16 protein-coding genes are annotated in these 12,799 nt (G+C 60.6%); 10 read left to right on the forward strand and 6 right to left on the reverse strand.

The features are described from left to right. Positions 1–6: 6 nt before the first annotated feature. The 3 genes from ACP7BS_RS18940 to ACP7BS_RS18950 form a co-directional block, all read right to left on the reverse strand. Entirely contained in the window at positions 7–384 is a 378-nt protein-coding gene (locus tag ACP7BS_RS18940; protein ID WP_426230896.1) for a hypothetical protein, read from the reverse strand. A gap of 159 nt (positions 385–543) precedes the next feature. Next, the gene (locus ACP7BS_RS18945) at positions 544–1,074 is read right to left on the reverse strand and encodes a GNAT family N-acetyltransferase (protein WP_426239351.1); all 531 of its coding nucleotides are present in this window, start codon (positions 1,072–1,074) and stop codon (positions 544–546) included. Positions 1,075–1,079: 5 nt separating this feature from the next. Beyond that, positions 1,080–1,655 carry a helix-turn-helix domain-containing protein gene (locus ACP7BS_RS18950; RefSeq protein ID WP_426239352.1) on the reverse strand — a complete coding sequence of 192 codons (576 nt, stop codon included), beginning with the start codon at positions 1,653–1,655 and terminating at the stop codon, positions 1,080–1,082. 217 nt (positions 1,656–1,872) lie between these two features. On the opposite strand from ACP7BS_RS18950, the gene ACP7BS_RS18955 reads away from it, so the two are divergent. From ACP7BS_RS18955 to ACP7BS_RS18970, 4 genes are read left to right on the forward strand one after another with little or no spacing between them, the layout of a single operon-like run. Then, positions 1,873–3,153 carry an MFS transporter gene (locus tag ACP7BS_RS18955; protein WP_426239353.1) on the forward strand — a complete coding sequence of 427 codons (1,281 nt, stop codon included), beginning with the start codon at positions 1,873–1,875 and terminating at the stop codon, positions 3,151–3,153. Positions 3,154–3,202: 49 nt separating this feature from the next. Continuing rightward, entirely contained in the window at positions 3,203–5,038 is a 1,836-nt protein-coding gene (gene lepA, locus ACP7BS_RS18960; RefSeq protein ID WP_426124900.1) for a translation elongation factor 4, read from the forward strand. A 58-nt stretch (positions 5,039–5,096) separates the two neighbouring features. Beyond that, positions 5,097–5,327, forward strand: coding sequence for a type II toxin-antitoxin system CcdA family antitoxin (locus ACP7BS_RS18965; protein ID WP_426124899.1), 231 nt, complete (start codon positions 5,097–5,099; stop codon positions 5,325–5,327). Further along, entirely contained in the window at positions 5,327–5,626 is a 300-nt protein-coding gene (locus tag ACP7BS_RS18970) for a CcdB family protein (RefSeq protein WP_426239354.1), read from the forward strand. The genes ACP7BS_RS18965 and ACP7BS_RS18970 overlap by 1 nt, the downstream gene beginning before the upstream one ends. On the opposite strand, the gene ACP7BS_RS18975 is transcribed toward ACP7BS_RS18970, so the two are convergent. The 3 genes from ACP7BS_RS18975 to ACP7BS_RS18985 all read right to left on the reverse strand — a co-directional run bounded on the left by ACP7BS_RS18975 (position 5,623) and on the right by ACP7BS_RS18985 (position 7,836). After that, a complete protein-coding gene (locus tag ACP7BS_RS18975; RefSeq protein WP_426239355.1) occupies positions 5,623–6,084 on the reverse strand; it encodes a GFA family protein in 462 nt (153 codons plus the stop codon). The two genes, ACP7BS_RS18970 and ACP7BS_RS18975, sit on opposite strands and share 4 nt — an antisense overlap. 117 nt (positions 6,085–6,201) lie before the next feature. Further along, positions 6,202–6,864: a pentapeptide repeat-containing protein gene (locus ACP7BS_RS18980; protein ID WP_426239420.1), complete on the reverse strand. Its 663-nt coding sequence runs from the start codon at positions 6,862–6,864 to the stop codon at positions 6,202–6,204. Positions 6,865–7,083: 219 nt separating this feature from the next. Next, a complete protein-coding gene (locus ACP7BS_RS18985; protein WP_426239356.1) occupies positions 7,084–7,836 on the reverse strand; it encodes a type 1 glutamine amidotransferase in 753 nt (250 codons plus the stop codon). Positions 7,837–8,024: 188 nt separating this feature from the next. On the opposite strand from ACP7BS_RS18985, the gene rbfA reads away from it, so the two are divergent. The 6 genes from rbfA to rpsO all read left to right on the forward strand — a co-directional run bounded on the left by rbfA (position 8,025) and on the right by rpsO (position 12,531). Beyond that, positions 8,025–8,429: a 30S ribosome-binding factor RbfA gene (gene rbfA, locus ACP7BS_RS18990; RefSeq protein ID WP_113245463.1), complete on the forward strand. Its 405-nt coding sequence runs from the start codon at positions 8,025–8,027 to the stop codon at positions 8,427–8,429. Then, on the forward strand, positions 8,429–8,884 hold the full coding sequence (locus tag ACP7BS_RS18995) for a hypothetical protein (RefSeq protein ID WP_426230904.1): 456 nt from the start codon (positions 8,429–8,431) through the stop codon (positions 8,882–8,884). Before rbfA ends, ACP7BS_RS18995 begins: the two co-directional genes overlap by 1 nt. A 3-nt stretch (positions 8,885–8,887) precedes the next feature. Beyond that, positions 8,888–9,823 carry a tRNA pseudouridine(55) synthase TruB gene (gene truB / locus ACP7BS_RS19000; protein ID WP_426239357.1) on the forward strand — a complete coding sequence of 312 codons (936 nt, stop codon included), beginning with the start codon at positions 8,888–8,890 and terminating at the stop codon, positions 9,821–9,823. Between the two features lie 180 nt (positions 9,824–10,003). Beyond that, positions 10,004–11,713, forward strand: a complete 1,710-nt coding sequence (locus tag ACP7BS_RS19005; protein WP_426239358.1) for a sensor histidine kinase — start codon at positions 10,004–10,006, stop codon at positions 11,711–11,713. Positions 11,714–11,750: 37 nt separating this feature from the next. After that, entirely contained in the window at positions 11,751–12,083 is a 333-nt protein-coding gene (locus ACP7BS_RS19010) for an SH3 domain-containing protein (RefSeq protein ID WP_426239359.1), read from the forward strand. 178 nt (positions 12,084–12,261) lie between these two features. Further along, positions 12,262–12,531: a 30S ribosomal protein S15 gene (rpsO, locus tag ACP7BS_RS19015; RefSeq protein WP_060637911.1), complete on the forward strand. Its 270-nt coding sequence runs from the start codon at positions 12,262–12,264 to the stop codon at positions 12,529–12,531. The last annotated feature ends 268 nt before the right edge of the window (positions 12,532–12,799 follow it).

The raw sequence follows: 12,799 nt of genomic DNA on the forward strand, positions 1-12,799 counted from the left end.
GATCGGCTATTCGGTCAGATCGATTTCTTCGGTGTTGCCGCCCGTGCAGGTGTAGCAGCAATCGGTGCAGGTTTCGCCATTGTCCGGACCCGTTCCCCAATAGGTCGACTTGTCGCCGGAAATCCAGGCGCCGTAGCAGATCTTTTCACCCTGATCGCAGGACAGCGGGATCTGCTTGGTTTCGCCGTCGTCCAGCAGGTAAACCTGGTTGTTGCCCGGCCAGACATGGTCGCGGTCCTGGCTGTAAAGCTCGACTTCGACGGCATTCGGATGGCTGTTTTTCATCTCGAAGGTGACGTCGGCAGCTGAGCCAACGGAGACGCCGCCGAGAAGCATGGCGATGGAAAGCGCGGCCAGACCCGCGCGCTGAAGAATGGTTTTCATGGGTTCCCCTTAAGAATATCGGCCTTGCGGCAGTAAATCAGCTAGCACGAAGATAAGGGGTGCGGAATGGGTGGATCGGCCGGAAAACGTGGTTTTTTCAGCGCGGTATGGCCATTTTTGGTGACAAGGACAGGTGGAGCCCTGCGTGTTTTCGGCGCGTCAATCCGCAGCCAGTGATTTGTAGAAGAACGTCGAGCCGCAATAGCTGCCATCCGGCATCAGGGCGTATTGCGGAATGACGCCGACACGCTGCCAGCCGAATTTTTCGTAGATGCTCTCCGCCGGGCTTCCGGTGGCCGTGTCGAGCACCAGAACATGCCGTCCATGCTGGACCGCGGCGTCTTCGGCAGCGTCCATCAGCAGGCGCGAAAGACCGAGGCCGCGGGCCTTGCGGTGGACGAGCAGCTTCTTCAGGTCGGCGCGATGCGGCTGGTTCGGCATCGTGCCGATACCGAGCTGCACCGTGCCAAGGATTTCGCCGTCCTTCTCCGCCACGATCAGCACCGTGTTGCCTTCGGTGACCGCCTGGGCAACCCCTTGCCAATAAGGGGCCGCATCCTGCGAGGTATAGGGCGACATGAAACCGACGGAGGCGCCACCCTCGACACAATCGGACAGGATGTCGGCAAGCGCGGGCAGTGCGGCCGTGGTTTCGGAAGGAGTGAGCGTGCTGATGGTAATCTCGGACATTGGGATTAGACTTTGCTGCGGTTGAGAATGATGGCGTAGCGTGCCGGCGCATCGTGCGGATTGTGAAAGATGTGGGCCTCGGCAAGGCGCATGAACAGGCAGTCGCCGGCCTCCAGCACATGTGTCTCTTCGCCGGCGGTCATGGTCAGCCTTCCTTCAAAGAGCCAGAGATGCTGCGTCAGCCCGGCGTCGAATTGCTGCTGTTCGAATACCACGCGCGCACCGGGCGGAAACTCGACCTCGACGATATCGACAGGCGAACCGGTGCCATCGGGCGAGACGGAACGGCGCAGATAACCGGTTTCCGGATCGCGCCAGACGCGCTGATCCTTTTGGCGCGAGAGCGGATCCCCGGCCTTTTCGCCGTCTGCAAAAAATCGCGACAAGGTCGTGCCCAATGCACTGCAGAGCCGGGCGAGAAGCTGGGCGGTCGGGCTCGCTTCGCCACGTTCGATGCGCGAGATCATCGCCCGGCTGACGCCGGCACGGCTGGCGAGCTCGTCGAGCGTCATCGACTGTGCCAATCTCAGCGCCCTCATCCGGGCGGCAATATCCGTTTCGAAACCGTTTGAATTTTCCATTATAAGAGAATTAATTGTTCTTATGGTGGAGTCAATGAAAATTGCTGGTCCCTTGAAATAAAGTCGGCCTATGCCGTTTTGGCGACATTCAAATTCGACGCAACCGGATAGAGTGCGATTTCGCGAGGCGGCTGAGGAAATCGCCTTGCGATCAATATCTTAGTGAAGACTTGAACAGGCGGCGGCAGTGCCGCCTGTTGCGGGCTTGAGAGGGTGAATGGCGGCGATAGAAGGAATCCGGTCCGAGCAGCCGCGCGCATCCGTGCTGTCGATCGCCAGCATTGTCGCCTCCATGGCCTGTGTCGGCATCGGCAATGGCATGATGTTCGCCTATGTGCCTTTCCTTCTGGCGAAGGGCGATAGCCCGCCCTGGGTTGCCGGTGCGGCGGTGACGGCCCTTGCCTTTGGCGGTCTCGCCGGCTGCGTCGTTGCCGGACCGATGATCCGACGGGTCGGCCATGCACGGGCGTTTTCCTGCTCGATGGCGCTGGTTCTGCTGTCGGCCTTTTTGATCGCGCTCGGCTTCCATCCACTGCTCTGGGTGTTTGCGCGCGGCGTCTATGGCGCAGCCGGCAATATCAATTTCATCATCTCGCTCAGCTGGCTCAACCATGCCAGCGCCAACAGCTGGCGCGGCAAGGCGATGTCGGTGTTCTACATGGTCTATGTCATCGCCATTGGCGCTGGCGCCTGGTTGTTCGGCCAGATCCCGGCAGACGGCAATCTGGCACCGCTGCTCACCATCTTCTTCACCACCATGGCGATCCTGCCGATCGGCCTGACGCGCCTGCCCAATCCGCCGCCGCCAGCCAAAGTCAGCGTCGATGTGCCGATGGTCTGGCGCAATTCCCCCGTCGCCTTCGTCGGCGTTCTTGCTGCCGGTGGGCTATCCATGGCCGTGCAAGGCTTTACCCCGATCTATGCCGCCGCCAATTCGGTCAGCCAGGGCGATGTGGCACTGTTGATGCTGGTCATGCAGTTCGGGCTGATCTTCATCCAGTATCCGATGGGCGTGCTGTCGGACCGGATCGACCGGCGCATCGTGCTGATCCTCGTCTGCCTGCTGATTGCCGCCGCCGCCCTCGTGGCCCTCTCCGTCTCGTTTGCCAACCTGATCCTGCTAATGCTGGTCTTCGCCGTTTTTGCCGGTGCCGTCGAAACCGTCTATTCGATTGCCAATGCCCATGCCAACGATCGCACCGCCCCCGCCGATTTCGTGCCGCTCGCCTCGACGCTTTTGATGTGCTGGTCGATCGCCGCCACCATCATTCCCCTATCGATCACGCTGCTGACGCCGGTCTTCGGCCCGAAGACCTTCATCTATGCGGCCATGGGCACGGCGCTCGCCTACGCAGCCTTCGTCGCTATGCGGCTCAAATTCCGCGAAACGGTGCCGCCGCACCTGCGCGAGAATTTCGAGATGAAGAGCGCGCAGATGCCGAATGCCGGTGCGATGGTCGAGGGCGATCCGGTTGCGGGCGATATCCGGCAATTATAGTGAACAAAGCCTGCATTTCCTGCTTTGCGGCGATTGATACCGCTGCTATATGCGGCGCATGAGCACAACACCTTCAAAGACGCCCCTGTCGCATATCCGCAATTTCTCGATCGTGGCCCATATCGACCATGGCAAGTCGACGCTGGCTGACCGGTTGATCCAGTCGACCGGCGGCCTTGCCGCACGCGAAATGTCGGAGCAGGTTCTCGACTCGATGGATATCGAGAAAGAGCGCGGCATCACCATCAAGGCGCAGACCGTGCGCCTGCACTACGTCGCCAACAACGGCGAGACCTATGTTCTCAACCTGATCGACACGCCCGGCCATGTCGACTTCGCCTATGAAGTCTCGCGCTCGCTGTCGGCCTGCGAAGGCTCGCTTCTGGTGGTGGATGCGTCGCAGGGCGTTGAAGCCCAGACGCTCGCCAACGTCTATCAGGCGATCGACAACAATCACGAGATCGTCACCGTTCTCAACAAGATCGACCTGCCGGCCGCCGAACCCGACCGTATCCGCGAGCAGATCGAGGAAGTCATCGGCATCGACGCCTCCCAGGCCGTGCTGATCTCGGCCAAGACCGGCTTCGGCATTCCCGAGGTACTGGAAGCCATCGTCCACCAGTTGCCGGCGCCGAAGAGCGAGGAAGGCGAGAATGGCCCGTTGAAGGCGTTGCTCGTCGATAGCTGGTACGACGCCTATCTCGGCGTCATCGTTCTCGTGCGCGTGCTCGACGGCACGCTGAAGCGCGGCATGACGGTGCGCATGATGGGTGCGGACGCCAAATATCAGGTGGAGCGTGTCGGCGTCATCACGCCGAAGATGGTCAATGTCGAGGCGCTCGGCCCCGGCGAGATCGGCTTCATAACCGCCTCGATCAAGGAAGTGGCCGACACCCGCGTCGGCGACACCATCACCGAGGACAAGCGCCAGACGGCCAAGATGCTGCCGGGCTTCAAGCCGGCCCAGCCGGTGGTGTTCTGCGGTCTCTTCCCGGTCGATGCCGCCGATTTCGAGGATCTGCGCTCCGCCATGGGCAAGCTGCGCCTCAACGACGCCTCCTTCTCCTTCGAAATGGAATCGTCTGCTGCGCTCGGCTTCGGCTTCCGCTGCGGCTTCCTTGGCTTGCTGCATCTCGAAATCATTCAGGAACGTCTCGAGCGCGAGTTCGATCTCGACCTGATCGCCACCGCTCCGTCGGTCGTCTACAAGCTGTTCATGAACGACGGCACAGAGCGCGAGCTGCACAATCCGGCCGATATGCCCGATGTCGTCAAGGTTGCCGAAATCCACGAGCCGTGGATCCGCGCGACGATCCTGACGCCTGACGACTATCTCGGCGGCATTCTGAAGCTGTGCCAGGACCGGCGCGGCCTGCAGATCGAGCTTACCTATGTGGGCAAGCGCGCCATGTTGACCTATGACCTGCCGCTCAACGAGGTCGTTTTCGATTTCTACGACCGGCTGAAGTCGATCTCGAAGGGCTATGCCTCGTTCGATTATCACCTGACCGATCACCGCGAGGGCCATCTGGTCAAGCTGTCGGTGCTGGTCAATGGCGAGCCCGTCGATGCTCTGTCGATGATGGTGCACCGCATGGCTGCCGAACGGCGCGGCCGCGATATGTGCGAAAAGCTCAAGGACCTGATCCCCAAGCACATGTTCAAGATCCCGATCCAGGCCGCCATCGGCGGCAACGTCATCGCCCGCGAAACCATCTCGGCACTGCGCAAGGACGTGACGGCAAAATGCTACGGCGGCGACGCCTCGCGCAAGCGCAAGCTGCTCGACAAGCAGAAGGCCGGCAAGAAGCGCATGCGCCAGTTCGGCAAGGTGGATATTCCGCAGGAAGCGTTCATCGCAGCGCTGAAGATGAGCGACGAGTGAGGTCTTTTCTTCCATCTGGCATGCGCATATATTCGGCGCATGCCAGATGGAGAAGACCATGTCTCAACCCGCCCGCAAATCCGCCAATCTATCCCTAGACAGCGACCTCGTCTCGCAGGCGCGCGACCTCAAGATCAATTTGTCGCGTGCGGCCGAGGACGGCATCGGGCGTGCCGTTAAGGCCGAGCAGGAACGCCTGTGGCGGCTGGAAAATGCCGAGGCGATCGCGGCGTCCAATAAATATGTCGAGGAACATGGCTTGCCATTGGCGAAATATCGCCAGTTCTGATGGCGAGATTTCATGCTTATCATCTGAGGTCAGGGGATGCATTGGTCCTGGCCGTGCAGTCCGATCTTCTGTCGAACCTCCAGACCTGCGCCGTCGTTCCGCTTCTACCCAAGGGAGACCTGTCACCCGTCATTGCTCGGCTCAATCCGCATTTCGAGATTAATGGACGCTCTTATACGATGGCGACGCAGTTCATCGGTGTCGTTTCGATCACTGAACTTGGCGTCGATGTTGCCGACCTCACAGGTCATGCGGACGCCATTACCGCCGCGACGGATTTTCTGTTCCAGGGGTTTTAGGCGGATGCCGTTCGCTCGGCAAATTCCTGCATCAGCCCCCCAAAGGCTTCCATCGGCGGAAATGTCTCGTAGGAGTGCATGGCCGATGTTGCCACCCAGGGGAGTTTCTCGCTGGTGAATGTCTCGACGAAAGGGGCAATACCGCTTGTGTCGTCCAGCATGGTCGAGCGCAGATTGACGAACCAGTCCATGCCTTCGGGGCGGGTGAACATCCAGGTCAGGCAATGCGGGCAAAAATAGTGACGGGTAGCGCCATGCAGGCCGCCGATCACCGGTTCGCCGGCGATGACTTCAAAACCCTCGGCCGGGATGGCGGCGCTTAGCGAAAAGGCGCTGGAGGACATTTTCTGGCAGCCGGTGCAGTGGCAGGCCATGGTGATGATCGGCGCTGCGCTGATCTTCAGCCGCACCTGACCGCATCGGCAGCCGCCTTCCTGGGGGACATTCAGTCGGTTCATGATTCGCTCCTCCGATTTTGCCGATGAACCTAGCGGAGAAGCCTCTGATGTCCAGTGTTTCCGATGAGGCTAAGCGAGGGCACATCCTGGACGATATGCGTCGCTCGTTAGCCGGCTTCAGTCTGAAGCGCAGGGCCAGCCCGCCGGGGTCGTCAATCCTTCCGGCAGCTTGGTTTCCTTGTCGCCGCAAGCCAGATCGACCTGGGCCTGGACGAGGCCCTTGGCTGCGGAAAGATCCAGCCCCTCGATATGGGTCAGGAACAGGAAAGCCTGGTCGAAATCCAGGGGGCCTTCGAAGGTCGCGCCGCTGAGATTGGCGCGCGACAGGTTGGCAAGCGCGAAACGCGTGCCGGTAAGCACGGCACCCTTGAACAGGACGCGGCCGACCTCCGCCTTTTCGAAATTGGCTCCGGTCAGATCGGCGCCGCTGAAATCGGCGCGCTGCAGTTCGGCGCCGGCAAATGAAGCGCCGTTGGCGGCAATATTGGCAAAACTCGAGCGATAGGCCTCGACGCGGGCGAAATTGGCCTTTTCAGCCTTGGCTCCGGCCAGCCATGCGCGCACCAGATTGGCCTTTTCGAGGTTGGCCGATGTCAGGTTCGAACCGCTCAGATCGGTCAACGAAAAATCGGTGCCGGAGAGGTTGGCTCCTTCGAGTTCGCTGGAGGGCAGCATCAGGTTCTTCTTGGTGCATTCGCTCCAGTCGAGCCCCGGCTCCGGCGTGCTGCCGCAATAGGCGGCCATTGCGGGGGCAGTGGTTGCCAGAGACGCTAAGACCATCAGAACACCGATGGCAAGTGGGCGGTATTTGGCGGTGGAACCATGGTTCGGCACCGAATGCTCGGCTTGTCCGTCGAAAAGGTTCTTTATCCGCATATTCTGCTCCTCAGCTTCAAGCTTGCCCCGGTCGCAAGCTCCTCCTGCGCTCTATACGATGTCACGCAGTGTAATAGATAGGATCGTTGGCTCCGACGGCAAATGCCGGACCACGTTTATCTGTCATGCGCTGACGCCCGCCAACCGGCGGGTACCATGGTCAACATATTCGGCGGGCTGGATCGTGGCGACCCAGGCACGTGCCAACGCCAATCCGGCAGCATCTGACTGCCCGGCATGGCGTGCGGCATGTTCCGGATAGTGTTGCAGCCAGTCCGGATCGATACGGTTGATCACCGTTTCAAAGGTCCGGTTCCAGCCCTCGACGACGGGTGTCCCCGCCTCGAAATGAAACTGCATGCCGTAAGCGGCGCGGCCGATCCGGAAGGCCTGATTGGCGACAGTCGGGTTTGTGGCCAGATGCACGGCGCCGGGTGGAATCGTAAAGCTGTCGGAATGCCATTCGAAGCTTTTGAATGCAGGGCCTGCGGCGCTGAGCACCGGATCGCGTTCGCCTTCCGCCGTCAGCGTGACCTCGTGCCAGCCAAACTCCCGCGCTTTGCCGAGAAGATTGTCGCCACCATGGCCGCGCGCCAAAAGCTGGCTGCCGAGGCAGATGCCGAGCACCGATCTGCCGGCATCGGCAAAGGCACGCATCAATCGGGCAAGCTCCGGCAGGTAGGGATGGATATGGTCGTCGACCGCACTCTGCTCTCCGCCAAGCACGACAAGGGCATCATGCCCATCAATGTCGCCGGGCAGGGCTTGTCCGGTGAACGGCTGGCGCGGGTCGATCTGGGCGCCTGCTTCCTGCAACGCCACCCCAACCTGTCCAAGGTCGGAATGCGCCATGTTTTCAACCACCAGAACCCGCATCCTGTCTCCGTCCGCTCGCCGTTTCGATCAGGTTGACCATGCCGCGTGCCCGCTTTCAAGAGGGTTGCGGGCTGATTTCGCCGCTGGCGCGGCTGGCTGAATGACCGGAAAGCCTTGACCTTTTGGCCTGAAAGTAGCATTGGACCGCCTTGGTCGCGTTCCTTGAAACGCCAGACAGCGGAAAAACCATGAGTAAAGTGACATCCTCTGCCCCCTCGCAGCGCATGCTGAGGGTCGGCGAACAGGTACGTGCAGGCCTGACACAGGTGCTGCAGCGTGGCGAAGTGCGCGATTCCTTGCTTGAGACGACAGTGATTTCGATTTCCGAAGTCCGCATGTCGACCGACCTGCGCGTCGCCACGGCCTTCGTGACACCGCTCGGCGTTGCCGATCACTCCAATGTTATCGAGGCGCTGAACCGTCATGCCAAATACATTCGTGGTCGTCTGACCCCGCATATCCGGCAGCTGAAATACATGCCGGAAGTCCGCTTCAAGGACGATACCAGCTTCGACAACTACAAGAAGATCGACCAGCTGCTGCGGTCGCCGGAAGTTATGCGCGATCTGAAGGACGAAGACGGCGAGCAGTGATGGCAAAGCATATCACTCTGGACGAACTCAACAGCTGGACGTTCGAACAGCGCCAGACATTCTATCGCAACGGTCTGGCACGCTTCGACAATGCCGATTCTGTCCGCCTCGTGGAAATGATAGTCGCCTCCGGCCTGCCGTTTCGCCACGGCAAGGACATCGCCCATGGCGACCGCGAGATGAAGGCACTCGAAGCCATCGTCTCTTCGCCCTATAATGAAAAGCTGCTATTGGAGGCCGCCGCATCCGGCAAACCACCGCTGGGCGCCATCGAGCCCTTGCTGGTCGAAGGTCTCGGCGAGGACTATAGCGCCGGCAATGGGGCCACCATTGCCGCCGGATATTTGATCGCACGCCGTCTCTATGCCCTTGGCTTCGAAAAGGGCAACAGCCAGAAAATGCCCGACGGCAGCGTTGCCAAGACTGCCGCGACGTTCCGCAAAAAAAGAGCTTGAAGCATGTCAAAACCCCGTAAGCCCAAGGGCCGGCCGATTTCCGGCTGGCTGATCCTCGACAAACCGCTGGATTTCGGTTCGACCGAGGCCGTATCGAAGATCAAGTGGCTGTTCAAGGCGCAGAAGGCCGGGCATGCCGGTACGCTCGATCCTTTGGCGTCGGGCATGCTGCCGATCGCGCTGGGCGATGCGACCAAGACCGTTCCCTACGTGATGGACGGCCGCAAGATCTATGAATTCGCCGTTGCCTGGGGCGAAGAGCGCTCGACCGACGATCTCGAAGGCGAGGTGACGCAGTCATCCGATACCCGCCCGTCCGAAGAAGACATTCGCGCGCTTCTGCCGACATATACCGGCGTAGTCAGCCAGGTGCCGCCGCAGTTTTCGGCGATCAAGATCGATGGCAACCGCGCCTACGATCTGGCCCGCGAAGGCGAGACCGTCGATATTCCGGCACGCGAAGTCGAAGTCTTCCGCCTGTCGCTGCTCGGGTGCACGCCAAACCTGGCACATTTCGAGATCGAATGCGGCAAGGGCACCTATGTGCGCTCGCTGGCGCGCGATTTCGGCCGTGACCTTGGCTGCTTCGGTCACATCGCTTCGCTGCGCCGCAGCTTCGTGGCGCCGTTTGCCGAGGAAGCCATGGTGCCGCTGGCCGAGCTGGTTGCGCTGGAAAAGATCGAAAGCGACGAGGAACGGCTGGAGGCGCTCGATGCTTTCCTGATCGATACTGGCGAAGCCCTGTCGAACCTGCCGCATATCGCCATTTCCGAGGACCAGGCCCATCGCCTGAAAATGGGCAATCCAATCATCCTGCGCGGCCGCGATGCCCCAACAGCCGAACCGGAGGCCTATGCGACCTCGCGGGGCAAGCTGGTTGCCATCGGCGAAATCGGCGAAGGCGAATTCCGGCCGAAGCGCGTCTTCGTCACCGCTTGATCCTCCGATAGATCCTCATAAATTTCGGCGCATGGCATCGGTTGCCTTCCGGAAACCGCTGGCGCATGTTCCGGACCTGTATTCTGGATTCGCAAACCCCTTCGGGCGTGGCCCGTGTGCAGCGTGAATCGAAGTCGGCGTGTTGCCGATCTTCGGCTATGGAATTTGGGTGATGGACGCTTGAGCGACGGACTGGACAGAGAAGGTGCGCCGCGTGCTCCCTGGAGAGCGCTCTTGCGTTCGCGATTGAGACGTCCACTGTCATTCTATCTGACGGTGCTTTTGCTCGTCGCCATTATTCCCTCCTTCGTGTTTTCGATGATCATTCTGAAACGCAGCACCGATGAGCAGGAGCGCGTGGTCACAGCGCTGCTCAAGGCCTCGACCGGCTCGGTCACGCGCGTGGTGGAGCGCGAGATCGATAGTATGCTGACCACGCTGAAGGTGATGTCCACGGCGAGCACGAACGACAACAAGAATCTTCGGCAATTCTACGAGCGCGCCCGCTCATCGCTTGCGGGAACGGATTCGAACCTGCTGGTGATCGACCGCGCCCACAATCAGCTTTTCAACACGCGGGTACCGTTTGGAACCCCGCTGGCGAAAGCATCCGACCCGACCTCCATCGATCAGGCATTCGAAAATGGCGGTCCGTTCGTCTCGAATGTGTTCTTTGGTCAGACAGCGAAACGATGGGTGTTCAACGTCTACCTTCCGATCACCACCCCGCTCGGCAATGGCGACTACCTGCTGACCCTGACCCAGAATGCCGAGAACATGCTCAAGGCGGTCAACCGGGACGTCTTGTCGCCCGGCTGGGATGCGGCATTGCTGGACGGAGCTGGCAAGGTGATTGCATCGTCCGATCCGAAGCTGGCGGTCGGCAAGCCGTTTTTCATGGAGATCGTGCCGGCGTTGCGCGTCGGTGTCGGCGACGCAGTGCATGATGGAGTGGAATACAGGACGGTCACCGAATTTTCCGTACTCACCGGCTGGAAGATCATTGCCTGGGCGAAAAGTGCGGATGTCGATGCGCCTGCGCTCTGGTCCTATCTTTGGCTGTCGCTGGGCGGGCTTATCTTTGCCGGCATAGCCATCGCCGGATCTGCGACCATTGCACGGCTTCTGGCGCAAGGCGTCAAAATGCTGGCTCGCGACGCGCACCTCTTGGGAGCGGGCAGGCCGATTGCGGCACGCAGGCACATGATCGCCGAAATCGAAACCGTATCGGCGGCTTTGGCAGAAGCGGCGCAAGCGCGCCGAAAGGCGGAAAACGAGATCCGCTTCCTGATGCGCGAGGTGGCGCACCGCTCGAAAAACCAGCTCACCGTCATCCAGTCGATGCTCAACCAATCGCTCAACGCAGCGGAAAGCCGGGCGGATTTCGCCGAAACGTTCCGCAAGCGCATCGCCGGCCTTGCCCGCTCGACCGATCTGATGATTGCCAATGCCGCGCAGGGCGTCGATTTCCGCGAGCTGGCGCAAAACCAGCTGCAGCCGTTTACGCCAGATGATCCGGAGAGGGTTCATCTGTCAGGGCCACCGGTTCGGCTGGATGCGCAAGTGTCGCAGACACTCGGCATGGCCTTGCACGAACTTGCCACCAACGCCACCAAGTATGGGGCGCTTGCCAACGCGAGCGGTGTGATCGACCTGCAATGGTCGGTCTCCGATGGCACTTTCCTCGTCGTCTGGAGAGAAAAGGGCGCCGACATTGCTCCCCCCGAGGGCGGCAGCGTGCGCAAGGGGTTTGGCACCATGGTGCTGGAGCGCATGCTCGGCATGGCCCTGGATGCCAAGTTGGAGCGGATCATGCACGACGACGGGATCGAATGGCGCGTTAAAATCCCGGACGAAAAGCTGAGCGCCAATCTCTCGGTTTCGCCATAGGGTGTTTGCGGATGCCCCGGTTTGTCGTGGAGGGGATATGCTTCTAAATATCATCAGGACAGCGCTCGTTGTTATCGCGGTATCGTCAGGCGATCCGGCCGCCGCTTTGGCCGCCGGCTGTGTCGTCGCGGACCCGACCGGAACGCCTCTTAACGTGCGGTCCGCGCCGCAAGGCCGCGTCCTTTCCGCTCTGCGCAACGGTACTGCCGTGGTGGTCGTTGATGAGCGGTCGCTCGCCGGCAGGCGGTGGGCCAAGGTGACTGCGCCGGACGGCACGCTCGGCTGGGTATTTGCCAGCTACCTTGATTGTACGATGGCCGATGACGACACGAAATCCGCCCCGATGAAGCCGCGTACGCCGCCGCAATGACGGCATGTCGAGCGATTGCGCCACCTTTATCCGCCCTCTTTCTTTTTAATGCCGGATGGTTTATAGGCAGCGCCAGCATCAGACCCCGCTCTCTGCGGACTTTTGCCTTCACGGCCGCAGCTAGACGACATCCCGGCTGCTGGCGACCTGAAATCCTAAACATTGAAAGGATGACACGATGTCGATCACTGCAGAGCGCAAAGCTGCGCTTATCAAGGAATACGCAACCGTCGAAGGCGACACCGGTTCCCCGGAAGTCCAGGTTGCAATCCTCACCGAGCGGATCAACAACCTGACCGAACACTTCAAGGGTCACAAGAAGGACAACCACTCGCGTCGTGGCCTTCTGGCAATGGTTTCCACTCGCCGTTCGCTTCTTGACTATGTCAAGGGCAAGGAAGAGGCACGGTACACCAAGCTGATTACTGCTCTCGGCATTCGCCGCTAAGCCTTACACCGGCGGGACCTTTCAACAAGGGCCCGCCGGTTTGTTTTTTGCGGGGGAGTACACCCCGCGTTTGCGCTTCCAAAAATGCCGAAAAGGCGCGGTTGGAAGCGGACACCCCAGCAGACCGGATGGGCCGGCTCTGCGGAACCAACCGATGACCTGTCATGGGGCAGGATTGCAGGATGCTTCGGCGCTTGCGCGTTTTCCACGCACCCGGAGCGTCATGCTTTGAGGGAACGGAACGAGCGCCAGCCAATTTTGGAAGCCT

The organism is Pararhizobium sp. DWP1-1-3, assembly GCF_049896125.1.
GTDB lineage: Bacteria > Pseudomonadota > Alphaproteobacteria > Rhizobiales > Rhizobiaceae > Pararhizobium.